This window comes from Flavobacterium oncorhynchi (assembly GCF_002217355.1).
GTDB lineage: Bacteria > Bacteroidota > Bacteroidia > Flavobacteriales > Flavobacteriaceae > Flavobacterium > Flavobacterium oncorhynchi.
Genome location: NZ_MUHA01000021.1, coordinates 35,835 through 62,623, shown reverse-complemented (window position 1 = coordinate 62,623; position 26,789 = coordinate 35,835). Strand labels below are relative to the sequence as shown.

General features: G+C 35.1%; 14 protein-coding genes. All 14 read right to left on the bottom strand.

The window, feature by feature from the left end; translation table 11 throughout:
* Positions 1-69 precede the first annotated feature (69 nt).
* Complete coding sequence (locus B0A75_RS13565) at positions 70-2,850, bottom strand: glycoside hydrolase family 78 protein (RefSeq protein WP_089054901.1); 2,781 nt, start codon at positions 2,848-2,850, stop codon at positions 70-72.
* 185 nt (positions 2,851-3,035) lie between these two features.
* Positions 3,036-4,898 (bottom strand): sialidase/neuraminidase family protein, encoded by a 1,863-nt coding sequence (locus B0A75_RS13560; RefSeq protein WP_089054813.1) that lies wholly within the window; start codon positions 4,896-4,898, stop codon positions 3,036-3,038.
* A 207-nt stretch (positions 4,899-5,105) separates the two neighbouring features.
* Positions 5,106-6,023, bottom strand: a complete 918-nt coding sequence (locus B0A75_RS13555) for a glycoside hydrolase family 43 protein (RefSeq protein WP_089054812.1) — start codon at positions 6,021-6,023, stop codon at positions 5,106-5,108.
* Between the two features lie 79 nt (positions 6,024-6,102).
* Positions 6,103-7,671: a glycoside hydrolase family 28 protein gene (locus B0A75_RS13550; protein ID WP_089054811.1), complete on the bottom strand. Its 1,569-nt coding sequence runs from the start codon at positions 7,669-7,671 to the stop codon at positions 6,103-6,105.
* A 321-nt stretch (positions 7,672-7,992) separates the two neighbouring features.
* The gene (locus B0A75_RS13540; RefSeq protein WP_089054809.1) at positions 7,993-9,396 is read right to left on the bottom strand and encodes a glycoside hydrolase family 140 protein; all 1,404 of its coding nucleotides are present in this window, start codon (positions 9,394-9,396) and stop codon (positions 7,993-7,995) included.
* Positions 9,397-9,662: 266 nt separating this feature from the next.
* Complete coding sequence (locus B0A75_RS13535) at positions 9,663-12,815, bottom strand: DUF6298 domain-containing protein (RefSeq protein WP_244284400.1); 3,153 nt, start codon at positions 12,813-12,815, stop codon at positions 9,663-9,665.
* 275 nt (positions 12,816-13,090) lie between these two features.
* A complete protein-coding gene (locus B0A75_RS13530) occupies positions 13,091-14,797 on the bottom strand; it encodes a polysaccharide lyase (protein WP_089054808.1) in 1,707 nt (568 codons plus the stop codon).
* A 55-nt stretch (positions 14,798-14,852) separates the two neighbouring features.
* Positions 14,853-15,539 carry a DUF3826 domain-containing protein gene (locus B0A75_RS13525; protein WP_244284399.1) on the bottom strand — a complete coding sequence of 229 codons (687 nt, stop codon included), beginning with the start codon at positions 15,537-15,539 and terminating at the stop codon, positions 14,853-14,855.
* Between the two features lie 127 nt (positions 15,540-15,666).
* Positions 15,667-17,376, bottom strand: a complete 1,710-nt coding sequence (locus B0A75_RS13520) for a polysaccharide lyase (protein WP_089054807.1) — start codon at positions 17,374-17,376, stop codon at positions 15,667-15,669.
* An 85-nt stretch (positions 17,377-17,461) separates the two neighbouring features.
* Positions 17,462-19,120 carry a RagB/SusD family nutrient uptake outer membrane protein gene (locus B0A75_RS13515; protein WP_262490107.1) on the bottom strand — a complete coding sequence of 553 codons (1,659 nt, stop codon included), beginning with the start codon at positions 19,118-19,120 and terminating at the stop codon, positions 17,462-17,464.
* A 144-nt stretch (positions 19,121-19,264) separates the two neighbouring features.
* On the bottom strand, positions 19,265-19,474 hold the full coding sequence (locus tag B0A75_RS20615) for a hypothetical protein (protein WP_208861270.1): 210 nt from the start codon (positions 19,472-19,474) through the stop codon (positions 19,265-19,267).
* Positions 19,475-19,495: 21 nt separating this feature from the next.
* Complete coding sequence (locus B0A75_RS13510; RefSeq protein ID WP_089054806.1) at positions 19,496-22,714, bottom strand: SusC/RagA family TonB-linked outer membrane protein; 3,219 nt, start codon at positions 22,712-22,714, stop codon at positions 19,496-19,498.
* A gap of 688 nt (positions 22,715-23,402) precedes the next feature.
* The gene (locus B0A75_RS13505) at positions 23,403-24,389 is read right to left on the bottom strand and encodes a pectinesterase family protein (protein ID WP_089054805.1); all 987 of its coding nucleotides are present in this window, start codon (positions 24,387-24,389) and stop codon (positions 23,403-23,405) included.
* Positions 24,390-24,554: 165 nt separating this feature from the next.
* Positions 24,555-26,573, bottom strand: a complete 2,019-nt coding sequence (locus B0A75_RS13500) for an aceric acid hydrolase (RefSeq protein WP_089054804.1) — start codon at positions 26,571-26,573, stop codon at positions 24,555-24,557.
* Between the last annotated feature and the right edge of the window lie 216 nt (positions 26,574-26,789).

The window sequence follows — 26,789 nt, the reverse complement described above, 5'->3', positions numbered from 1 at the left end:
GTTTTTGAAAAAAGAAAATCCGTTTAAATCTGCGTCTTTACAAAGTAAATCCGTTTCATCTGCGTTCCATTATATTGTGCATTCTATTGTATAAATTCCTGATCCTAATTCTAAAACAGGCTTTTGAACTTTTTCATCAAAACCTATCCTAACCTTTTTATTGTCAATTTTTATTTCTGAATTTTTAGCGACTGGTAATTTTACTGTCGCAGTTGTATTCACTGGAATCTGAACTGTCAGAATAAATTTGCCGTCTTTCTTTTCCCAGGAAGAAGCAATTTTTCCATAAACCGATTGATAGTCCGCTTTTGCGAAAGTCATATCGCCAACTACTTCTGGCTGAATAAAGAAATGTTTGAAACCCGGTTTTTCAGGATCGGACATAATTCCGGCTAAACTTTGGTAAAACCATTCTTCAATCTGTCCTAACATAAAGTGATTCCATGAATTTCCTTTTCTCGGATCCCATTGTTCGGTTAAAGTTGTCAAGCCAAATTTAATCTGAAAACCATAACCTGGCGCATCATAATGATTATGCATTTTATACATCGTTTCGTTTTCTCCGTTTCTTGCCAATGTTTGAAATAAGTAACGATTTCCAACATCACCCGTTGTTAAACGATCTCCTTTATCTTTGATATCAGCTAAGAGATTTTGCATTACAGCTTCTTTATACTGCGGTTCTACGATATCCATAAAAATCGGAACGGCATTGCTAAACTGACTATTTGTTCCGTATTGTTTGGTTTCTTCATTAAAAAACTCCTTATTGAAAGCTGTTTTAATCTCAGAAGCCAACGTATTGTATTTCTCGAAATCTTCCGCTTTACCTAATAATTTTGATGCTTTTGCTACTAAATAAGCTCCATAATAATAATGAGAAGTAGCTGAAAGCGCAATCGGACTATTTTTAGAATATCCTGCCGGATGCGTTCCGTAATCGTACCAATCGCCTAATCCGTGCGAAACGATATGGTTTGTTGCTTTTGTTCCTAAATAATCCACGTAGTTTTTCATTAGAGGAAAGTATTTCTCTAACAATGAAGCATCTCCGTAATATTCATAATACATCCAAGGCAGGATTATGCCTGTAACTCCCCATTCTGGAGAATCAGTAAAATCGCCTCCAAAAATTACATATTCGGGAACAATTGTCGGAATTAAACCGTTATCACGTTGTGAATCAGAAATATTCTGCATCGTTGCAGGAATGAAATTCTGAAGGTTGTAATTGAACATTAATCCGGGACCATTCAACTGAATTTCTTCCAGCCAGCCTAACTTTTCACGTTGCGGACAATCGGTAAAAACGCTTTGAAAATTACTTTTGATTGAGTTATTAATAAGTTCGTGCGTTTTATTAAAAATCTCATTGGAGCATGAAAAACTTCCTGCTTCTCCTGCAGAATTATAAATAAAATTCGATTTCAATTCTACCAAAGTTGGAAGTTCCTTATTCTTATCTTCTTTATAATTAATGTTTTCAATTTGAACATATTGATAGCCGTAGAAACTGAATTTTGGCGTCCATTCTTCTACCTCTTTTCCTTTTAAAGTATAATCGTAATAGTATGGTTTTCCAGATCTTCCCTGCGCAATTGTGCCTTCTTCATTTAATCCTTCGGCAACCCAAACACGAATCGTTTGTCCTTTTTTTCCTTTTACTTTGATGGTTGGAAATCCCGAAAGATTCTGTCCCATATCAAAAACATAGAAATTCGGTTTAAGCTCTTTTGCTGTCTTAACTTCGTATTGTTTTTGAATTGTAACTGGTGGTGCCGTCTGCGGTCTTAAAACTCCTTTTGGTGCTTCCTGAATGACTACTTTTTTCCAGTCCGAATCTTTGAAACCTTTTCTATTCCAGCCTTTTTGTTCTAAATTGGCATTGTAATCTTCTCCTCCAAATATACTGTTATAGGTAATCGGACTTTTGCTGTATTTCCAAGTTCCGTCTGACTTTACAATTTCTTCTGAACCGTCATTATACTTGATTTTCATTTTAAAGAACAAAGTCGGCGGTCCAAAACTCACGAAGAATTTCGTATATCTTTCGGCAAGCGTATTGTACATTCCGTTTCCTAACAAAACGCCAATTACGTTATCGCCTTTTTGAAATTCTTTTGCGCTTAATTCGTAAATATTGTAATTAACGGTTTTATCATAATCTGTCCAAAGTGGTGCAAATTGACTGTTTCCAATCTTTTTACCATTGATGGTTAATTCATAATGTCCTAAACCTGAAATGTAAACTACGGCTTCTTTGATTTCTTTTTTTACTTCGAAAGGCTTACGCAACATAATACTTCTTCTTGCTAAAGAATCGGAAGCATTGATAAACGAGTTCTTTTTTTCTCTGTTGAAAGTAGCCGTGTGATAATTTCTTCCTTCTGGCAAATGACTATCGGCTTTTGTTATCGCACCAATCCAAGTTGGATTTAAATCTGATTCTAATGAAGCGGTTCTGAAAGTAGCTATTTTGCTCCATTTTGAAACTTTCCCTTCTTGATTCCAGACTTTTACTTTCCAGAAATATTTGGTTTCGTTTTTTAATGGATTTCCGCTGTAAACAATATGCAGGTTTTTATCGGAATTTACTCTTCCTGAATTCCAGATATCTCCCTCATCATTATTTAGTTTTTCTTCTGAAGAAGCAACTAAAATAATAAAAGCTATTTGTGATGCATTGGATTCTTTTGAAACCATTTGCCAGCTCAATCTCGGCTGATTCTCAACTACTGCTAATGGATTTTCTGTCATTTCTGTTGTTAAACGTACAGGCAGAATTTGTCCATTTGAAATGAAAAAGAAAAAAACAAAAATGAAGGCTAATATGGATTTTGAAATATTCACTTTATAAACTTTTAATTGAACCATTAAGATATTAAGTCAATTAAGCTCACTAGATGGAAACTTTGTCTTAAGTTCATTAAGCATTCAGTTACGTTCATTTTTCGTTCTCAAAGCTTTATGCTCTCAAGATAAGTCTAATTAAACATCCTGCCTTAATTTTCTTAATCTCTTAATGGTAAAAATCATTATAATTTTTTAGTTACCAAAGATTCTATATTGAATACTGTTTCTGGGATTAATTTTCCGGTTTGAGGCAGATCGTCGTAATCATCTGTGTCTGGCGCTGTATCTGGGTTTGGTGAATGTCTCTGCTCTCCTGTGCGGAACATGATTCGCTCAAAACCGTCTGTTGGCGCATAAAATATCTTTGTTGATTCTTTTCCATCGTTTACTTTTATAGTGTACTGACGGTTTTTAGCATCTAATTTAACTGTGATTGTATATGCTTTGTTTGCTTCGTATTTTGTAACCGAACTCAAACGTGCACCATTTTTTACCTTTAATTCTCCATCCGAATCAAAAATCAATCTTACCGATGGTAAACCTTGTTTATTTTGGAATTCAATCTGTAATAAACCATGATTGTTTTGCTCTGGTTTTACTGTGAAAACGGCTTCCATTTTTGATGCGAAAGGAATTACTCTTTCAGCACGGGAATAATCAAAATAATCCTTATCTCTTAAAGTCAGCCATTTTTTACCATCGGCTTTCTTTTCGATTTTTGTTGATGCCCAAGAAAGATCGTAGGTATTCCATAACTTTAACTCTTGTCCGTCAGGAAGATTATTGAAAACATCATTTACATTTTCGGTAACCACAGAAGTAACAGGAACGGGAATCGATGCCACCCAAATATCTTCTTTGTTCACGCTGTAACCCACCCAGATTTTTCCGTCTGGCGGAGTTCCATTCTTTTCCGTAATTCCACGAACATATTGAGGGCCAGCCGATTTGTAATTTCCACCATAACGCATTGGACTTACCTCTCCGTGAACCAATAATAAATCTTTATAATTTAAACCGTCGTCACTTGTTGAAATAGCCAATGGCCAGCGATATTCTGAAGGATTATAAAGTGTCGCATAACGATTGTCTGACGTTTTTTGTCCCCAGATTTTTGCATTGCTGTTTACAAATCCCGGAGCACGAAGTGGCATATAATCCCAAGATTTTCCACCATCCTTGCTGATTGAAGTTAAAGCATGTTTCCATAAACCTACTACATTTCCGTTTGGTAAATGGTAATAGCTAAATGCTTTGTATGGCTTCTGTAACGGAATCAATTCATCGTCACGATCGGCTTCCTCTACCCATTGCTGTAAAACTAATGGTTCTGATAAAATTTCTTCGCAGGCTTTTTTCAAACCTTTGTCTTTTGATGTGGTATAAAATGGAAATTTCGATTTCGATTTGTCCCAAGTTTTGTTGTATCTAATGAAATAAATTTCGCCAAAACTTCCGTCTTTCTTGATTTCACGAATGACACGTCCAATTCCTTTTCCGTCATTTGGATCGTCTTTTTCATCCATTGCAATTCCATAATACGCTAAAGCAAAAAGTCTGTTGTCTTTTGAAGTATAAAATCCCATTCTTTGGTGCATAATCGCATCTAAGTTTTTCGCAACGCCTTCAACTCCTTCTTTTTTCCATCCGTCAGGAATGCGGTAAATAGGGAAAATAACTTCTGGTTTTGTCCATGTTACGCCATCTTTAGAATTCATAATAAAAGTCTGGCTTGGCGGAATATGTTCGCCAGAGGGATCGCTTAAATAATGCAGATAAAAGGTATTATTCCAATATGCCATCATCGGCTGGTGATTGTATGTCCAACCAAATCCATCTGCTTTTTCAGGATGTTCACGGCTCGCACGCATGATTTGTGTGGCGTGAACGCCAACTGCTGGACTTAACTGTCCGTGATGGTAATCAATGTTTGAAAGTGTTTTACCAACATATCGCACAGTATCGTTCTGCGCCTTTACAGCAGTGCAAACTAAAAAGATTGTGGCTGTAATGATGTTGGTTTTTATGTCTTGGAAAGTAATCATTGGTATTTTATTTTTTTGCCACAGATTACACAGATTAAAAAGATTTTTTTGTTTTATTTTTCTGCTTGATCTGCAAAATCTGCGGGAAAGAAAAATTACTCTCGCAGATTTTGCAGATTACGCAGATTTTTTTTTAAAATTATTAAATATTATAAAAAATCATTTTAATCTGTGAATCCCGATAGCTATCGGGAGTGGCATTATCTTTTATTTTCTTTCTATTAATCCTTTTAAAACGTCTGTAGAGATTGTTGTAATCGTTCCGTGTTTATGTCCTTCGGGAAGGTTTATTTTTGATGAAACGTCTTCGAAATCAACAAAATCTGTTGTGCTTAACGCTTTATAATTTTTTGAACCATAATTGTCATAATATAAGAGCCAGTTTTTACCGACTTTCACCACCGTTGGTCCTTCTGATAAATATTCGGTTAAAGGTTTTGAAGGTTTTTCAAACGGACCTAAAGGCGATTTTCCGAAAGCTACTTTTATGTTACGCATGGGTCTTGTGTTGTCTTTCAAAACCAAAACATAGTCTTTTTTTCCTTTTTTGACAATCACACAATCGATTACGCTGAAACCTGGTTCGTAATATAATTTTGTATCTGAAAAAGTCTTGAAATCTTTCGTCGTTACATAATACATTCGGTGATTGTTTTTCTCTTCTTCAACTCCTTTTTCAAATCGGAATGGGATTGTTGATGCCCAAATAATAATGTATTCTTTTTTTACATCATCATAAAAAATTTCAGGCGCCCAAACGTTTACAACTTCTGGCTCATTCTTCATCACAGGAATATATTGCTGTTCTGACCAATGAATCAAGTCTTTTGAGCTTGCGTAACCAAAACCGTTTCCGCCTTTCCAGTCGGTTGTCCAAACCATGTGATAGGTTCCGTCTGCTCCTTTTGTCATCGACGGATCACGCATGATTTTACTGGCACCGATTTCGGGTTTTAAAAATGAGCCTTCTAACCCTTTCCAATTGTAACCGTCTTCGCTGTATGCTAAATACAAACCTTCAGTTGCGGGTTCTCTAAACGACGTAAAAAGATATAAGTCTTTCTTTTTCTGTGAATAACTAATCGCAAAAAGCGAAAGGGTCAGTATGGTGAATATTTTTTTCATGATATAAAATTGAACACTAATTTCATGAATTATCACAAACCAAATTGGTGTAAATTCGTGAAATCTCTGTTATTATAATCTATTCTGTAATTGCTTTTTTATCTAAAGAAGCTCCTTTTTTTATTTTCGTTGTTACGTTGTTTAAAACATTATTTTTTAGGAAAATGTTTTTAGTGTCTTTTCCATCCGCTTCGATAAAAATATCGGTTGGATTAAATGGAAAATTATTGTTGATCAGCACATTTGAAACATTTTCTAATTTAATAACCGGAACATCTTTTATTGGCGTTGAAGATCCAACATTGTCTAAAATCACATTTTTAGAATCTGATATTTTGAAAGAAGAACCAATTGTTGCATTCACTTTTACATCATGAAATTCAACATCTGTCGCTGTACTTACTGTAAAACCTTCTTTTCCGTCCATATTGATGTTAGAGAACGTGATATTTTGAATTGGCATTTCAGTAATTCCAAGTATCTGCCCCGCTTTGTTTACGTTTGAAGCCGTAATATTGCTCATGTGAATGTTTCTGAAAATAGGCGTTTTTTCGGTTACGGGTTCAACTTGCGTTCCTTTATCATAAAAAAGACTCAAAACAATAGCTTCTTCTTTAATGTTTTTCATGACAATATTGTCAACACGAATATCTTCTACAACTCCGCCTCTTCCACGTGCCGCTTTAATACGGATTCCACGGTCTGTTCCGTCAAAAACACAGTTGGATATTGTGATTTTCTTGATTCCGCCCGACATTTCGCTTCCAATAACAACGCCACCGTGACCACTTAACATGGTGCAATTGGTAATCGTAACATTTTCTGTTGCTTTTCCGTATTTACGTCCGTCGCCATCTCTTCCTGATTTGATTGTGATGCAATCGTCGCCAACGCTGATATGGCAATTTGAAATGTGAACATTGGTACAAGAAGAAGGATTAATTCCGTCTGTATTTGGCGAATGTGGATTAAAAATTGAGATTCCAGTAACGGTTACATTATCGCAAAATTCAGGATTGATTGTCCAAAAAGGCGAGTTTTGAAAAGTTACGCCTTCAATTAAAATATTTTTGCAGTTGTAAGCCTGAAAAAAAGAAGGTCTGAAGAATTTCTTATCAACCGTTCTTTTGTAATAGGGTTCTGTGTAAAGACCTTTATTTTGTTCTTCCCACATCGTTTGGTATTTTGTTGGAGGAAGTGGTTCTTTGGCCGTTTCGATTCTGTAGACTTCGTTCCACCATGCTTTTCCTTGTCCGTCGATTACACCTCTTCCTGTGATTGTGATATTTTCTACATCTTTTGCATAAAATAACGGTTGGAAACTTTTCATTACAATTCCTTCGTAACGCATTTCTACGTAAGGAAGAAAATCATCGAAGTTCTCTGAAAATTTTAAAAGTGCTCCTGAATCTAAGTGAATCGTGATGTTGCTTCTTAATGTTAAAGCTCCAGTTAAGTATTGTCCAGCAGGGAAAAAGATGGTTCCTCCGCCATTTTTAGATGCTTTTTCAATAGCATTCTGAATGGCTTGGGTGCATTTTATTCCTTTGTTGTTTCCGCCTTCATTTAAGATGTTTAGCCAGCCGTCGTTTGCGAAAGTGGTGTTTAATCCCGTTATGAAGCAGAGTATTATTAGTATGTTTTTCATAGTTGTGTTTTTTTTGTTCTCTCGCAGATTTGGCAGATTGTGCAGATTTATTTTTTACCACTCCCGATAGCTATCGGGATCACAGATTAAAATGATTTTATCTGCTTTATCTGTAAAATCTGCGAGAGTTTTATTATTCGCATTTTTTGTCATTTCGACGTAAGGAGAAATCCTCGCAAGAAACTCCATAAAGTGAATCTCCAATCTTTGTCGAGCTACTAACAGAGATTTCTCCTTCATCGAAATGACAAGATTGTGTGTAAATGCTATTGTTTAAACCTGACAGGTTTTAAAAACCTGTCAGGTTTCTAAACTCTTATCTTACTTTGATCTCAAAATCAAAACCCAGTCATTACCATCTTCTTTTTTCCCTTCTGGTTGAAAATTTTGAGTTCCTTTATTATCAAATGTTCCAATTTTTGTTTTCTTGCCATTTCTTGGATTGTACCAAGTCGCTTCGAATTTATCTCCAGAAATTTTTCCAAGTTTTACTTCTATTATTCTTCCGTTGTAAGTGTATAATAAAGCGTATTTTTCTCCTCTTACGGCTGGAATATAATCGTATTTCTCGCCTTGATTCACCACTAAAGAAACATCTGGAACTCCTTCTAAGAATGGCACTTCTTCCATTAATTTCTTAATATAAACCATTTGTTTTGCTCCAGGTGCATTGATGGCTGATGTCCATAATTCTTTGTTTCCGTAAGCTGGTTTATCGCCTTTTCTGAACATTTGCATTACAGCGTTATGTCCGTACGTATAACCTGCACCACCAGATAAAACCGACCAATATCCGTAACGGCGAACATCGTTTGCGGTCCATTTTGGCTGAAGTGTGTCGTGTAAACCGTGTGGAATTCCTTCGTAAGATGGTTCTCCGTCAAGTGTAGGTTTTGTTGGTTTTAATTCGAAATCTCTGAGAACAAATTTGTAATTGTCTTCTTTGAAATTCGTTTTGACTGAATCCTGATCGTATCTTCTGTGTCCTGATTGGAACATATTAAAATCTAACCATTTTTCATTATGATAATTCTCGGAAGAATCAGTTCTACCGAAAGGGTGGAAAGTTACTAATTGGTTTGGATTGTTGGTTTTTAAAGTATTTCCGATAGCATTCCAGATATCCATAAACTCATTTCCGTGTGTATCTCCTCCGTTTAACCAAATTATATTGGTTCTATTTTTATATCTGTCAGCCAAGAACTTAGCGTAAACAATTGCTTGTTCTTTACTTACTTTATTTCCTTTTGAAACGTTGGTTCCCCAAACTGGAACCATTGCTACATAAATTCCGTTTTTCTGAGCCACGTCTAAAGTGTAATCTACGTGATCCCAGTAGTCGTATTGCTTTGCATCTTTGAAATCATTTCCTGATGTAGTCAATGGTTTTGAAACATCCTCGTTAATTAAAGCGGCATCGCCATAAATGTTAACTGCATTTATATTATGCAAAACCATTACCTGAACAACGTTGAATCCTTTTTCTTTTCTGTCTTTAAAATATAGATCAATTCCAGCTCTATCCAATTTACCGAATGCCAGCCAGCCTGTGTCGCCAAGCCAGAAAAATGGTTTTTCGTTTTCGGTAACAAAATAATGCTGATTTTTAGAAACTTTGATTTCAGGCAGAGATGCTTTTGTTTTAGCAGATTGCGAAAATCCGCTTTGTGCTGTTAACAGAAAGCCTATACTAAGAGCGTATAAAGATTTAATTTTCAGATCCATTTTGGTTTGTTTTTGAATTTATGTTTTTTTGGTTTGGTTGCCACGAATTCACGAATTATTTTTTTATAATCTTTGTGTTTTATTTCACGTAGATTCTGCTGATTTTGGCAGATTTGTGCAGATTAAAATTTAAAAAAATATGCTAAATCTGCTTAAATCTTTTTTAAATCTGTGTGAAATTTTTCTCTCGCAGATTTGAGCAGATTCAGCAGATTTTATTCTCTATTTAATCTGATTAATTCGTGAATTCGTGGCAAACCCCTTTTTTACTTTTTCATTACAAAAAGCACTTTTTCTTTTATTTCAGCTTGTGGGATTGTCACTTGTTTTCCTCCGCTGATGTTAGCTTTTTTTGTTATATTTCCTGTTGCTGCATTGATTGCAAATACTTCAAATGTTCCCTTTTCATTTGATAAATCGATTGTGATATCTTGGTCATTTTTCAAGTAAAAAAGATAACTTTTCCCTTTATTTTCTAACTTCCAAAGATTGTCTGAAAACATATTTCCGTCAACTAATTTCATTTCGCTTAAAGCATCATAAAACTGAGGCAATTCGATTTTCGGAATGTTTGGCAATGAAGCACCCGCCATTAAAGCCGGCCATCCAAATCTTGAAGAACCGTCTGTTGAATATAAAATGACTTTATCAGGATATTTTTCTCGGTATTCACGAACAGCACGATACACCTGATTATCCGTTTCTTTTCCTGTTTTCAGTTTTCTTGCATGTTGTCTTGGTGCTAAGTTTACGCCTCCTTGCGGTGCATAAGCAAAACCATCTTCTTTATAATACCAATAACGAATGTCGATTACATCAACGGTTTTTACTCTTTTGGTGTCATCTAAAATGGCATCTTGCACATCTTTTGTAGCGCTTAAACCAATCAAACCTTTTTTACCAGTTTCATCCTTCCATTTTTGGGCTTGGTCTAGCCAGAATTCCATAAAATGCAACGGACCTGTATATTCGGCACTTGTTAACTGAATTACGTTACTGTTTTCCTGAAAGTTCTCAAATGATTTTCTAATAAACCCTTCGTGTAATTTTCTTCTTTGAGCATTGGTAATATCATAAAACTGCTCCGCCATAAAAATACGTTTGTCTCCTGCGTAAGGCGGTGGCTCCGGAAATCCTGTGCTGTTGATATTATTTGCTGAACGCCAAGGCGAACTTGCCCAATGCGCTCCAGCTTCTAAAATGTTGTGCTGAAAATATTGCTGATTGATTAACAATTCTCCGTTTGGTTCTGCCAGCGTTGCAAACTGAGCTAAACGGCTCCAGTACCAATCGTTGAACTTTGTCAAATCATATTTACTTAGATGATCCCAAGCTAACTCTTTTCCGCTTCTTGCGAAAGGCTGTTCATAAAACGGAGGCCAAACATCGTCATCAATTCGACGAACACGTTCGTGATCATCCATTCTTCTGTCGTACCATAAACCGTAATTATGTTCTAAAGCAACGATATTGTTTTTAGTCAAATAATCTACCGTTTCCTGTACTTTATCTGTTAATCCGTTTCCTGTTCTTCCCGGAACAAAACGAGTGATGTGTGGTGTTGATTTATTTACGAAATCATCGGTTAAATCACCTCTCCACCAAGCTACATTGGTTTCTTTTCCAGCAATTACTTTTCCGTCAAAAGTTAACCAGCCATTTTCTGTGGTTATTTTAGAAGTTGATTTTTCAGTTTTATTTGATGCAGCTTTTAAATCGTTTGCATTTTTTAAACCTTTACTGTCTGTATTAATCGGATTTGCTTTTGAAGCTTCTGCAATCCATTCTTGTAAACTTTTTGCGGTTGTTGCTGAATTTTTAGTCAATTCTGCAGCCACTTCTATACTCGGACTTGAAGAGGGTTCTGAACCTAAATCGTAGATAAAAGGCTGCACTGGAAGTTTTCCTAATCTGGCTTCTAACTGTGTGTAGAATAAACTTCTTGGGCTTATATGTCCATTTACGTCTTTCCAATGTCCGTTTCCTCCAAATTGTCCCCAAACTCCAAAAGCCCAGTTTTGTGCTGTTGGCGGACTATAACATTCTACTTTTGATGCTGATGATTCCCAGATTACAGAATTAGCGGCTGTCCATCCAGCGCCTCTTCCGCCTTGTTCTCTGTTGTTGTAGCTTAACGCTTTTCCGTCGATATTAGCGATGTCAAATAAAACTCCTGTTGCCCAGCTTCCAATTGCGCCGCTGTTTTCGAATGGTAAATGTGATTCGCATTGCACGAAAGCATTTGGACCTGTTGTCCCAAATCCGCCAACGGCAAAATCATGATATCCAAATTCTGAATAACAACGTTGAAATAAAGTCTGCTGACCTTCGGTATAAAAAGTATGTCTTCTAAAAGAAGCAATTTCAGAAATCGGTTCTGTTGCAATACAATCTTCAACTGTAATCTGCTGACTTGTTTTTAAAATCGTAACGGCTCCTCCTGCAAAGTGTTTGAAATTAACTTGTTTTACCCAAGCATTTCTGGTGTTTTCAATGCTGATTGCCTGCCATCTATGTTCTTCGTCTTTTAAGTTTGAAGGATTGTAAGTTGATTTTATTAATATGTTTTCAACTCCGTTATTTTCAATTCTTCCTGCCCATGAGTAAACGGTTACTTTTGAAGTTCCGAAAACATCATCCAAAGACATTGTGATTGGAGCATTTACGGTTACTTCGTTTCCGTTGATCTTAGTTACGACACGATTCCAAGTTGTAATCCAGTCTCCTTTTTTCCAGCCAATCCAAGAAGTTTCTCCGCCGAAATCCTGCATCTTAACTTCTTTAATGAAGTTATCCGTTAAGGGTTTACTAATTTCGATCTCGTCTCCAACTTTTAATTTTGATGTGTTTTTTAATTGGACTTTCTGAGTTCCAAGTGGTGTATAAGCATTCGCAAATTCAAATGAGTCTTTATACGCTTTATCATTTTCACCTAAAATTCTAATTAGAGCTTCTCTTTCTAATCCGGTTCCTAAAAGTACGGTTCCGTTTTCCGAATTGCCACTTCCTCTTAAAACAACTCCTGATTTTCTAATGTATAATGTTCCGCTGATTTTGAAAGTTCCTTTGTCCAATAAAACAGCTCCACGAAATCCTGATTTATCTGGTTTTAATGCACTTACATAATCAATTGCGTTTTGGATTTTCTGCGTTGCATATTCTTCTTGTTTAGAAACAAAAATTTTGTTCTCCAGATTTGGAAGGGCAACTTCAGAGTTTTTATATCCTGCAAAAGAAAAATCTGGAATTTGGTTTCCTAGATTATCTGTTGTGAAAGAAAGTTTTCCTTCTTTGGTTTTGATGATATCTGGGAAATTGTTTTGGGCTGTGATGTTTATACTGAAAAGCATCGCCAAACCAGACAAAACTATTTTATCTTTTTGAAGGGAGATTGTATTTTTTAACTGGATAAAATTCACCTTAATATTTTTTTAGACTTTAAAATTAAACCATATGAGTAATATAAGCTCATATAATTTTTAGGTTTGTCTTTTTCCATAATCTTGTCATTTCGACGAAGGAGAAATCGCACTAGAAACTCCACTCTGAAAATCGCCAATCTTTGTCGAATTACTCGTGTGATTTCTCCTTCGTCGAAATGACAAACTAGATGGATATTCTTTTTGTACTGAAACCTGAAAGGCTTTGAAAACCTGTCAGGTTGGTGTTTAGAATATTTAACTGATTAAAATCATTATTGTAATAAAGACTTTAATTTTGCCAATGTATCCGTATTATTTTCAATTTTCGTCCAATCTGTTTTACTGTTTGGATCGATACCGTTAAAATATTTCTCGATGTTAGTATATCCGTCTCCGTTTGCATCTTTATTGGCATCTGAAGCATCATTCGGATTTAAACCATATTTCTTTTCCCAAGCATCTGGAATTCCGTCATTATCCGAATCTTTATAGGCTTTTCCTTTGTAAGTTGGATATCCGCCAACTTGATCTGGATGCGTAATGATTCCTTTTTTATAAGAGTCTGCTGGTAATCTTCTTTTAATAAATTCTTTTCCGATATTGTTTTCTAAACCGTCTTTAACTTCGATTTTTCCTGTTCTAACTTGTTTTAAAATTCTTTCGTCAACAGCATCTCTTTTCGGAATTGTCGCACCAACATTGGTCAAAACATATTCATATGCTTCTTCTGCTTTCATAATTTTAAATGCAGGCATTGAAAACGGTTTTGGCTGTTTGATTGCGGCTAAAAACTCTTTAGTTTCAGCTTCAGGAAGGCTTTCTAATTGTACTCCGCCATTCCAGTTATCAGCAGTTACTTCTGGAGAACCTACGATAAAATTTCCTGAAACATAAGCTCTTCCGTATTGTTTTGGTTCAATATATCCTGATTCAGGTTTTACTATTCTATACGCAATAGGTTCATTTTCCGGCGTTACCGGACCTGGTTTAAAATAGTTGTTGATGATGTTCAACATCGAACGATAATCTCCTCCATCGAGAGTACGATTCCACCAATTAAATACTACGTTATTCACAAAATTAAAATCGCCATGCATTCCGATAGAAGCATTTCGAGAAATATTGTCTGCCCATAAATTACGCATAAACGTACTATTTAATCCGCCAATTGTACTTCCAAAAGCATGATTATAAGTATCTAAACCTTCTGATGAAATAGTGTTTTGAATTGTGATATTACAAGCTGGTAATTTTTCTAGTTTTGATTTTGCATTAGCTGCAAACTGATGTCTGTAAAGTGAAATATTTTCGTCTAATCCCCAGCTTACAGAACAGTGATCAATTATAGTATTTCCAATTACATTTCCTCCCAAAGCATCATCTCTTCTTGTTACTTCGGTTGCACCACGTCTGAAACGCATGTGACGGATAATAACATCATGTGTATCTATTTCTAAAGTTTCTCCTGCAATACAAATTCCATCGCCTGGAGCGGTTTGTCCCGCAATCGTAACGTATGGCGCACGCATGCTGATTCTTTTTTTCAATTGAATGATTCCCGAAACATTAAAAACAATAGTTCTCGCTCCAACGGCTTCACAAGCTTCACGAAAAGTTCCTTTTCCACTGTCTTCCAGACTCGTAACCACAAATATTTTTCCGCCACGACCACCTTGTGTGTATGCTCCACCTCCTTCAGCTCCGGGAAAAGCAGGAATATCTGCTACTACAAAATCTTTTGGATACGAAGCCCAAGGTAAATAAGGTTTTCCTTGTTTTGCTTCTTCTTTAATAATGTGGTAATTGGTATTCCAAATTTCGTTCAGCCTTTTTTCTTCATCTGCTAAAAGAGCATCTGCTTTTTCTTGAACAGGTTTAGGAATTACGGGGTATTGTGCATAAGCCGATGACACAAGCGAACAAAATGACAATGCCATAAATGTTCTTTTTAAAGTGTGGTTTGGGAAAAAATTTTGCATTGAATTGTATGTGGTTGTAGTTAATAGTTTTTGGTGCAAGTTTTTAAACAGAAAATTATTCTTTTGCAGTAGAATCTTTTACTTTATTCTTTTCTCTTTCTTCAACACGTTTATGCCAGTCAGCGCTTTCTTTATTTAAATCGTAACCTTGTTTTGATAAATAGTTATTGATTCTTCCTTTGTATTTACCAAACCAGCCGTGTTTTTCTTTAGATGAACCACCGTCCATTGCATGTTCTCTAGCTTCAACTAAAGCTTTGTAGATGTAGTCTTTTTGCTCTGCTGTTAAATTTGGAAGCATATCGTTGTAACCTGCGACAGTAATAGGAAGTACACCGTAAGTCATTCCGTCTTTAACTTCTGTGATTTTATCTTCTGATAATTCTTTACTTAATTTTTTGATATACGATTTGTGCAATTTTGCAATTGACTCGTCGGCTTTTGCTTTTAGTTTATCAATTTTCTCGTTTTGCTTTTCTTTAGCTAAACTCGTATCTTCTTTTACTTTTTTGATTTCAGCATCTCTTCCATCTTGAATTTCAGTTAAATCTCTAAATTGCTGAGCGATTATGTTCGAAACTGCTTTTTCTTTTGCTTCGTTTTTCAAATCTAATTTGGTAACGATTTTTGCTGCTCTTTCATTAGTAACTTTTACATATTCAGGATCTAAATGTTGTTGTGCGATATTACTCCCAAACACTAAAAACATCATTAAAACACCTATACTTTTTATTAATTTCATCTTAATAAATTTTATGAATTACAATATTTAATCTGCTTAATCTGCTAAATCTTCGGGCTAATTTTTTCTCTCGCAGATTTAGCAGATTTGCAGATTTTTATTCTGCTGTTTCTAATCTAACCGATTCTTATTTTAAATCTAATAAAGGTCTAACTAATGTTTCTTTATTATTAGCCAAGTCTTTCCAATTTACTTTTATTGCAGGATTTACACCGTTGATGTAATCTTCAATATTAGAGTAACCATCTCCGTTTAAATCTCCTTTTGCATCTGATGGATCGTTTGGATTTAAACCGTATTTTTTCTCCCATGCATCCGGCATACCATCTTTGTCACTGTCTACATAAGGTTTTCCTTTGTATTCTGGATATCCTCCTACTTGAGAAATATCAGTGATAATTCCTTTTTTATAAGAATCCATCGGTAAACGTCTATGTTCGAATTGGTAGAACTGTTTTTTCTCTAATCCTTTTGCATATTCTGGAACTCCCGTTTTTACAGTTCTTACGATTCTTTCATCTACTTTGTCTCTAATTGGAAGAGTTGCTCCAACGTTTTTAAGAACAAACTCATAAGACTCTTCTGCAGTCATAAATTTGTTGAACCATGGCATTGGGAAAGGTTTATCTGTTTTCATTTTAGCGAAATACTCCTTTGCTTCATCATACGTCATTAATTCCCCTTTTTTATTCTCTAACTGAATTCCGCCATCCCAGTTATCTTTAGTCACTTTATCGTTACCATTAACAACATTTCCGTTTACATATGCTCTACCAAAAACCATGTATGGTAATTTGCTTCTTCCAGATTCTGGCTTTAAAATTCTATAGCTGATTGGCTGTGTCAAATCAGTAACTGGACCTGGTTTGTAAAAGTTGTTGATGATGTTGTAGTTTGCTGTATAATCTCCGCCATCTGTAGATCTGTTGTACCAGTTGAAAACTACGTTATTCACGAAGTTGAAAATTCCGTTCCAGCCGATAGAAGGGTTTCTTCCTGCATTGTTCGCCCACATATTTCTCATGAAAGAGCAGTTTTCTCCACCCAAAGTACTTCCGAAAGCGTGGTTGTACGTATCTAATGCTTCTCCAAACAAACTGTTTTGGATTGTAATATTTACCGTTCCAACTTTAATATCCGGGTAACCTGGTCCTGGATTATACATATGTCTGTAGATTGACATATTTTCGTCTAATCCCCAAGTTGCAGAAACGTGATCGATCATGATATTTCCAACAGGATTTCCTCCGATAGCATCATCACGACGGCCTACGAAAGTTTCTCCACGACGGAAACGTACGTGTCTGATAATTACATCATGCGTATCGATCCAAGTTGATTCTCCTGCAATACAAATACCATCACCAGGAGCTGTCTGTCCTGCAATTGTAATGTAAGGTGCACGGATAATTAACGGGCTTTTCAATCTGATAATTCCAGCAACATTAAATACCACTATTCTTGCTCCTCCTTTTTCACATGCTTCACGCAATGTTCCAGGTCCGCGGTCTTCTAGACTTGTTACAGTGTAAACGTTTCCGCCTCGACCACCGAAAGTAAACATTCCGCCTCCTTCAGCACCCGGGAAAGCAGGAATTTCTGCCTGTGGTAAATCGGTTGGTCTTGCTGCCCACGGAATATAAGGTTTTCCATGTTTTGCTTCTTCTTCAATAATAACTAAAGCTTTTTCCCAAGCTTCATCAGAAAGTTTTTGGGCTTCTTCTTTAATTGCTTTTTCCTGCGCTTGAACTTCCGGACTTATCTTTGGATATTGGGCAAAACATTTTGCACTTCCCAAAAAAAGCAGAGCTGTGATAAATAATGCGGAATTTTTCATGTTATTTTTTAATTATGGTAATTCTTTTTAAACAAATCACCTGTATTCTTGAAATACAGGTGACTGTTTTTTGTATTATAAACTATTATTTAAGTGGGTCAAATGATCCGCCCCATCCTTGAGTTTGCTCTAAATATGGAGAAGAGTCTAATAATGATTGATAAATTCCGAAGAAATAGTATTCATTATACCATGTAAACTTCCAATTATTTGTTGTAGGATCTAAATTATCTCTTTCTACAATTTTAAAATAATTGGTATACATATAATCTAAATACGCATCAAAATTTGCCAATGTCGTTCCGTTTATTGTTACAGGAAACGAAGCTGGTTCTCTATTAAGCACAGGTGCATTACCCGTTGCTACATAAAATGGATCAGCAGTTCCGATGTAATTTGTACCATCAGCTTTTTTCGCTACAATGTAGTAAGCGGTTCTTCTTGTTCCATTCAATGGCTTAACTCCAAGTCTTGATGCAGTTGCACCAGCATCAAAAAGTTTCCAACGTCTTAAATCATAAAAACGCTTATTTTCGTATGCAAACTCAATTGTTCTTTCGTTTAATACTGCTGCAAAATGCTGATCTCTTGAACTTACCGCAGCCAAACCATAATGTCCGTCACCGTTTGTAATTCCTGCACGAGCTCTAACTGATTCGATCAAAGTTTTTCCTTCTGCCAAACTACCAATACCAATTGCACTTTCAGCCAAATTCAAAACAACTTCAGCAAAACGCATTTCCATATAATCAGTTCCGCTGTTCAAATATCCTGCAGAACTGCTTGATGCTTCATTTGTTGCTTTTCTAAGATAAATTCCACTTGAGTTAGCTCCTAATGTCTCTGTAAATTTATCAGGATTTGGTGCTGCAGTAGTTGGCGCTTTACTATACCAACTATATGTCCATTGTTTAAATGCTGTATTTTCAGCATATTTCCAAGTTGCACCATTATATGCAAAAGTTTTATAAAATCTAGGATCTCTATTTTTATAGAATAATACAGGATTGTAAGCTGGATTTCCAACTATACTTTTACCATCTGCCATAGGAAAAACATCAACCATTTGTTTGGTAGGTGAAATAGCTCCATTTCCTCCTGATGCTTTAGATCTTACTGCTCTTTCCCATCCATTATTTTTTTGAGCATTTACTATTGTAGAATTGTTAAATCCAAAAACGATAACTGCCTCAGGATTTCCTACTTCTGCAAGCCACATATTTCCCCATGCAGTTCCATTTGCTGTTCCTCCAACTGAAAAAAGTCCTTTTCCATCTGCTTCTAACAGCGTTTTTGCTTCAAGATTTGCGTCATAGGCACGTTTCCATCTTTGTGCATCATCTGTTGGATTAAAAAGCGGACTTGCCCATGTTAATAATACTCTTCCTTTAAAAGCAGCTGCCGCTCCTGCTGTAATTCTACCCCAGTTTGCAGTAGTCCATTTTACATCTTTCAATAACTCTTTTGACTTATCTAAATCTGATACAATTTGTTCGATACATACTGATGTTGGGCTTCTAGGAATTTGAGAAACGGTAGATCCTTCATCGATAATAGGATTTTGAGCTGTTAAAACAATTGGCACACCACCATACAGTTTTACCATTTCATAATATTGATAGGCTCTCCAGAAATACATCTGTCCTTTTAACGGATTTTTATCTGCATCGGCCATTCCATTTTTATCAATTTGCTCTAAGAAGATATTAATCTGTCTTAATCTCGTCCATGTATTGTTTGCAATACTCGAAGAGACTCTGCTTCCAATATAAGGAAGACAGTTTGCATTGTTTGGAGAAATAGTTGCCCAAATTTTATTCCAATTTACTTCGCCTGTTAACTCTTCGGTTGTCTGCGAAAAATCGTCATTTCCTCCAGCTGCTAAATCCTATGTATTAACTGCTGCATTATTTCCTGGCAAAAACAATCCATAAACATAATCAACATATCCAGTAGCTAATGAAGGAACTTTAAATACATCTTCATTTACACCGTTAAAATCTTTTTTCTCTTCAAGAAAATCATCATTACAGCTAGCCAAAGATAAAGCTGCTAAAACTGTAGTTAAACCTACTATTTTTATATATTTTATTTTCATAATATCGTATTTTATGAGTTATTAGAATCCTAAATTAAGTCCCAAAGAAATTGTTCGTAAAGTAGGATAATCTAAATAACTACCGTTAGCTTCCTGAAAACTATATGGATTATAAAGATTAAAAGGATTAAGTGCCACAAGATTTACCTTACAGCTATTCATTTTAAGAGCCTTTAAAGCATTTTCCGGCAATGCATAACTTAGTGTTATGTTTCTACAAGCGATTCTAAAAGAATCAACTTCCCAAAATTTAGATGCAACTGAGTTTATAGATTCAAAAGCTGGATTTGGCATTGATCCGTTTGGATTAACTGTTGGATCGTATATATCATTCCAAATTGAAACTGTATTATCTACTATTTGCGGAATTTTAGTTTTTAAAGATTTTCTTGCTTGGCTTCCAATGTCGCTCCATCCATTTCCAAACGAAGCATTTACAACTGTATTCAAACTAAATGATTTATAAGCAAAACGCAAAGTAGTTCCTATAGAATATTGAGTATTTGCTTTTGAAGCCAGCTGTACTTGATCGTTTACATCTATAATACCATCTGGAGCAGCAAATTTTCCATTTCCTAAATACGCACCTCTTACATCTGAGTAATACAACATTCCTGGTTTAAGGTTTGCTACTGCTGTTCCAAATACTGAAGTAATATTATACTTACTCACATATGCATTTATATCCTCTTGAGTTTTGAACATACCAATGTAATCATATCCCCAAACTCCATTATCTGATGAATATCCAGGCTTAGGATTCCATGGTTTTAAGATGTCCTCGTCATTAAAATCTCCTTTAATAACCTTATCTCCTGACCAGCCAAAACGTAAATCAATTCCATAACTTGTGTCTTTACCAATTTTATCAGACCAGCCAACAGATAATTCATAACCATATGTATCAACAGAGCCATAGTTTTGCGCAGCTACTGTTCCTCCAATAGTAAAAGGAAGATTTCCTGTTTTGTTTAAAAGCAAATTAGTTCCTACATTATAATACGATTCTGCTGTAACGCTTAATCTATTGTTCAAAAATCTAGCATCAACACCAAAATTCATTTTAAGTTCATCACTCCAAGTTGCGTCAGGATTTGGAGAAGCCTCCATTTTCCATCCATTTGTCAGGTCTGAATTTCCTCCAAAAACACCACCTTTGTAACCTTGGAAAGTATAACGTTGTCTCCATAACCAAGCCTTAGTATCATCTTTTCCTAAAAGACCAACAGAATATCTTACTTTAAGAAAATCTATAACAGAAGATTTAAAAAAGTCTTCTTTTGACATTACCCATCCAACAGAAGCTGAATAAAAATTACCCCAATAGTTTGCAGGAGCAAATTTTGTAGAAGCATCAGATCTAAATAAGAACTCTGCTAAATATTTGTCATCATATGCATAATTTACCCTTCCAACATATGATAAAGATCCTGATTCACTTTTTGTAGTAGAACCATCAATTGGCCCAGTCGCTGTATTAAACTGCCCATTTGTACCTTCTAGAACGTTTGATTTAAAAACAACTTCATTATTAGATGTTGCTTCAGATCTTTCTATTGCAAATAAACCACTTACGTTATGTTTTCCAAAAGTACGATCGTAAGAAAAGTTTAAATTATACTGTTGAGATAAATTTGTTGTATTTGAAAAATACAAACGATTTCCGTTATCATAAAATTTTGATCTAAGCGGTGGTGTTGTAATATCATCATTATAAATATGACCATTAGTTCCCAAACCTGTAAATTGATACAATGTGTATCCCGTACCCACTTGAGTTCCTCTGCCACTGCCCATCGTTCTAGCATATGCTCCTCTAGCCATTAATCCTTTTACGAAAGGAAATTTGTACTCTGTGTACATATTTATGGTCATTGTAGTAGCTGTAGTTTCAGCAAGATTATTTAAACGCTTAATTTCGTTATAGTGATAACGCTGATTACCGTCATTATTGTTAGGAAGCTCCATTGGAAGTCCATTTACATAATTTGGAATATACGGAACGTGCATCAATAATTTATTGTAATCATTCTCTTCAACCTCTCCTCCAATTTTATTAAATGTTTTAGTTTGATCTGAGTAAAAACCAGACAATTGAATTCCAGCTTTCCAATTACTAGATAACTTAATATCAGTACCTGCTCTAAAATTCCACTTTTCATAATCTAGAGTACTTAAGTTACCATTTTGTTTATAGTAAGAAACTCCTGCAAAATAAGTTGCTTTATCTGTTCCACCACTCACATTTAAATTTTGTCTTAAATTAAAAGAAGGTTTCCATTCATCATCCAAATAGGTGTTCTTTAAAGTCTTAAAATATTCCAATTCATCATCTGAAAAGAAATACTGAGGATCTGTTACAGGCTGATTGTAACCATTAGGTCCATTCATTATATTCACGTACTTTCCAAACTCATATGCATTTAACGTTTTTGTCTGGTACGTTTTGTCGTTGGTACCGTAAGAACCACTATAAGTAAATTTTGGATCACCTTTTGTTCCTCTTTTAGTTGTTACTAAAACAACACCTTGAGCAGAACGAGCTCCATAAATAGCGGCAGCAGCATCTTTCAAAAACGAGATACTTTCAACCTCAGATGCGTCTAAGTTATCAAACAAAGTACTGTCGTTTAAACCTTGTGCGTCAATCTGTAATACACCATCAATTACATATAATGGATTAAGATTTCCACCATCTTTTGCTAATGAATAAGGCTGACGAATCGTTAAATTAGATTTTGCTCCAGGTCTTGTTGATCCTCCTGATACTCCAACTCCTAAAACTCGTCCTTGCAAAGCAGTTCCTAAATCACCAACAGGCAGGTCTGAAATTTCACTCATCTTAGCGGTCACTACTGAACCTGTAAGATGACTTTTCTTTTGACTTGCATATCCTACAACTACAATATTTTCTAATTGATTTGAATCTTCTTCTAGTTTTGCATCAATCACTGTTCTTCCTGAAAGAGGTAATTCTTTCTTTTTCATTCCAATAAAAGAAAAAACTAATGTTCCTCCAGCTTTTACTTTAATTTGATACTGCCCATTAAAATCTGTAGTAACAGTATTTTTTGTAGACTTTTCAGTTACGTTTACTCCAGGCATTACTCCTCCTGAATTATCTGTAACCGTTCCTGTCACGGTTACAGTTCCTTGACTGTTTGTTGTTTGAGCATAACTCAGCACACTCATCAGTGTAAACAAAAGAAAACTACATCTTTTTATAAGTGCTTGTTTCATAAATGTTTTTGTTTTGGTTAGGTTATTATTTAATGTTAGTTAGTCATGGTAAATGTGCCTCTTTATTTCTCTAAGATTCTAATGAAAACTTAAAGCGATAAAATTAAATGTTAAAAACACATTTATTTTTTTGTATCCCAAAAATATAACGATGATACATTACAACCGTCCTGCACTATCCTGCTTTAATGGCATTATCTAAAAAAAAGCAACTCAAAAAAACAATATTAATAAAAAATAGAAAGAATATGTGTGCGATATCGAAAATTTAGGCAATATGTTTACGCATAATTAAATAGAAAGATCGCAATTTTAAGAAATGCAGCAGTATCTTCATCAAAACTAAAAATTAGCTGTTAATTTTGTAAAATTACACTGTGACGCTCTGAATTTTAAAGCGTTAACTTTACACTTATAATTCTAATAAGAGGTTTTTACTTAGCTTTAATAGTACATATTAGCCTAATAAAACCTACAAATACTACAACTTAAGTGTTTTGAATATTCCTTAAAAATTTCACAAAAAAAATTTTTTTTTTAAACGTAAATTCTGACCAATACTTTTTATAAGTGCAAAACAAACAAATATTAAGGATTTGCATCAAAAATAGTTTCCTTAAAAATCTATTACATTGGCAGAATAATCAAATTTTGTAGAAAAAGGAAGTTTTTTTGTCACGGTCAAAGTTTATTTACTAGGATTCCATCCGTTTAGAACTAAATCCCTAGTGTATTTTTTACCATCTGCTTTTTTTAGCTGATGTGACCATGCAACTCTTTGAGACAAATCTTTTGCACTTGAACCTTTACTTCCCAATTCAGCATAATACGCCGTTTTATCCTTATCAGGAAATCTGGTATCAATCCACGCATTCCAGCCTTCTGGTGTAATATGAGAACCAATATAAGTATTAATGAAAACTGTTTGAGCGTATGGCCGCCAAGGTCTTCCTAAAAAGACTTTATCTACAGATTTGTCTTTTGCCGTAAGCTTACAATCAACAAAAACAAAACCATAAGTTTGACCTTGCGGAGTTGACGCAGCTGTAATATAAGAATTCGTTAAACTTTCTATCGTGCATTTATAAAAATAAGCTGTTGCAGCACCAAAAATAAAATCAGTTGTTCCGTTAATAAAACAGTTTTCAAAATAAGTTCGAGTATTTCCTTCTGATAAATAAAGCGTATCCTGATTCCCTAAAAGATTGCAGTTTTTCACAATAACACGATCGCTTTTAATATGAAGTGCCACCGCCTGCCCTATTCTTCCTGCGGTATTTTCAACAGTAAGATTTTCGAGTGTACAATCGTTTCCTTTAATCAAGAAAGAATATGAAGTTCCTGTTCCAAATTCCTTTTTTCCAGACGGATCTGCTTCTCGAAGCGGTTTTCCCGAATAATCGTCAAATGAAATAATGGTTTTATTTCTGTCAGCTCCTTTTAAAGTAATGAAGGGTTTTGAAACAGGAATTTCTAATTTCTCGACATATTTACCTGGCTTTATTGTAATTACAACTCTTTTTTCCGAATTGTCTTTGACATTATTAATTGCTTCCTGAATAGTTTTAAAATCGCCCGAACCATCTTGCGCAACGTTTAATGCTAATTTGTTATCGAGCGTTTGGGCTGATAGAGAAAGTGTTGTTATTAAAAGTAAGGTTAGAATGTATTTCATAAGTTTTTATTTATCTTGTTTTTTGTCATTCCGAGGAACGAGGAATCACACTAGAAACTCTGCAATCTAAATTCTCAATATTTGTAGAGTTGCTTGCGAAGATTTCTCCTTCGTCGAAATGACAAACTGAACGTAACAACTTTTTCCAAGTTTACTGAAATCATTCTAATGCGACATCCAAACCGTCATTTCGCCTTTTCCTTTATTTCCCCATGCAAAATACGGAATCAATTTTACTTGTACAGTATTTTCATTTTTAGAAGAAAGCGGTTTGTATAAAGTCTTATTCCAAGAATTATTCGAATTTATAATGGCTTCTGCATCAATACTTACTAAATTTCTGTTACTCAATGTGAAATTGTTAGTTGCAAATTTCGATTTCAAATTCAAAGCCACATCATTAACGCTTATTTTAGCAGGAAGCTGATCTGATTCTAAGCAGTAAACCAAAGGACCTCTTTTTACAGCAACCTGATTTTTAACTTCTTCAACTAATGGATTGGCTTCCATCAACTCAACCGGCATCGGGAGATTTAGTTCAATGATATCTCCTTTTTTCCATTTTTGATTTAATTTCAAATAACTTCCCGAAATGATTTTATCATTAATCTTGGCATTATTAACTGAAATCGAAGCATTCTGACTCCAACCCGGAATTCTTAAAAAGAAATTCTGCAAATCTTTAGGAGCTTTTACAATTTTCAAAGTGATTTTTCCGTCCCAAGGATAATTGGTTTGCTGTTCTATTTCAATTTCTTCTCCGTTTAAAAATTTTGTTTTCAATTGATTACTTCCGTATAAATTTACATACAAACCTTCTTTTGAAATATTGTAAGCATAATTTCCAACTTCGGCAATGGTTCTGGTTACGTTGGGTGCACAACAGTTTGATAAGGCAATATAACCTTCACGTTCATTTCCCCACCTTTGATGAAATGGCAAATCGTTAGAAACATTTAATGGATTATTATACAGGAATTTTTCACCTTCTAAATCCATTCCAGAAAGAACACTATTGTACAATGCCAATTCTACAACGTCAGCATATTTGGCATCTCCCGTAATTTGAAGCATTCTCCAGTTCCATAACACATTTCCAATATTGGCACAGGTTTCGGTATGAGCTGTTGCATTTGGCAGTTGAAAAGGTCTTCCGTAAGCCTGATGAATTTTCTGAACCACTGTTGGATCATAAGAAGTTCCGTCTGGCGAAACACCATCATATAAAGATCCACAGCCGCCAGTAATATACATTTTACGATACGTTACATCATCCCAAATGGATTCTAAGTTATCTAATAGTTTCTTTTCTCCAGTTTCGGCATATAAATCGGCTACTCCGGCGTAAAGGTAATTGGCTCTTACAGCGTGACCCATTGCAGTAGTCTGCTCTCTAAACGGAATTCGATCCTGATTATCATCGGTTCCGTCATTTGTAGTACCACGAATGTCAATTAGATTATTAGCTAATTCCAAATATTTCGGATTTTTAGTCGTTCTGTACATTTCGACAATTCCCATATAATGTGACGGACAAATTGCATTTCGAGCCAATTCTGGCGAAGCTTTTTTGTAGAAATCATATAAGAAATCGGCAACACCTTTTGCAATATTTAGGAAATTTGTTTTTCCAGTGGCACGATAATGAATGCAGGCTGCGGTCATTAAATGCCCCATATTATATTTTTCGAAACCCAGTTGTTTTTTAACTTCTTCTGGGCCTAAAGTTCCCCAGCGTTCGTCAATTAAAACCGGCGTGTGAATATAACCGTCTTTACGCTGTACTTTAGCGAAAAGCGCAATAGCTTTATCCATTTCGGCATCGAGTTTTTTATCTTTTGTAACGGCATAAGTCGCAGCCATTCCTTCAAAAATTTTATAAAAATCTCCATCATGAAAAGAAGGGCCTTTAAAAGCTCCTTTGCTTAATCCTGCTGCAATTTCGAAGTTTTTGTAAGCATGCGAAATCTCATCGTTATGATACAAATCCCACATATACGGCAAGGTATTTTTGGTTTCTACATCAAATTGTTCTTTCCAGAAACCGTTTGTCCATTTTACGTCTTGCAAGCCTACACTCTGTAATTTCGAATACGGACTTTCTGAATTCGCAACCAAACCTTTGTTCTGGGCAAAGATTACCGTTGAAAGAAATAAAGAGGATATGATGATGTTCTTTTTCATTTTGATATAAATTTAATCTGCTTTATCTGCCAAATCTGCGAGAGTTTAAATTTTTCTCGCAGATTTAGCAGATTGTGCTGATTTATTTTTTCTTTTAATCTATTATAATCTCCTAATCTGAAGCTTTTTTTTCACGCAGATTCAGCAGATTTTAGCAGATTTTTTTTGATTTTTACTCTTTAAAATAAAATCTGCGTAGATCTGCCTAAATCAGCT

What these genes read in the sequence shown, in the direction of transcription:
- B0A75_RS20615 (WP_208861270.1), bottom strand. Translation starts at nt 19,474, where the DNA reads ATGAAAATAAAATATATAAAAATAGTAGGTTTAACTACAGTTTTAGCA.
- B0A75_RS13520 (WP_089054807.1), bottom strand. Translation starts at nt 17,376, where the DNA reads ATGAAAAATTCCGCATTATTTATCACAGCTCTGCTTTTTTTGGGAAGT.
- B0A75_RS13525 (WP_244284399.1), bottom strand. Translation starts at nt 15,539, where the DNA reads ATGAAATTAATAAAAAGTATAGGTGTTTTAATGATGTTTTTAGTGTTT.
- B0A75_RS13510 (WP_089054806.1), bottom strand. Translation starts at nt 22,714, where the DNA reads ATGAAACAAGCACTTATAAAAAGATGTAGTTTTCTTTTGTTTACACTG.
- B0A75_RS13560 (WP_089054813.1), bottom strand. Translation starts at nt 4,898, where the DNA reads ATGATTACTTTCCAAGACATAAAAACCAACATCATTACAGCCACAATC.
- B0A75_RS13500 (WP_089054804.1), bottom strand. Translation starts at nt 26,573, where the DNA reads ATGAAAAAGAACATCATCATATCCTCTTTATTTCTTTCAACGGTAATC.
- B0A75_RS13555 (WP_089054812.1), bottom strand. Translation starts at nt 6,023, where the DNA reads ATGAAAAAAATATTCACCATACTGACCCTTTCGCTTTTTGCGATTAGT.
- B0A75_RS13530 (WP_089054808.1), bottom strand. Translation starts at nt 14,797, where the DNA reads ATGCAAAATTTTTTCCCAAACCACACTTTAAAAAGAACATTTATGGCA.
- B0A75_RS13550 (WP_089054811.1), bottom strand. Translation starts at nt 7,671, where the DNA reads ATGAAAAACATACTAATAATACTCTGCTTCATAACGGGATTAAACACC.
- B0A75_RS13540 (WP_089054809.1), bottom strand. Translation starts at nt 9,396, where the DNA reads ATGGATCTGAAAATTAAATCTTTATACGCTCTTAGTATAGGCTTTCTG.
- B0A75_RS13505 (WP_089054805.1), bottom strand. Translation starts at nt 24,389, where the DNA reads ATGAAATACATTCTAACCTTACTTTTAATAACAACACTTTCTCTATCA.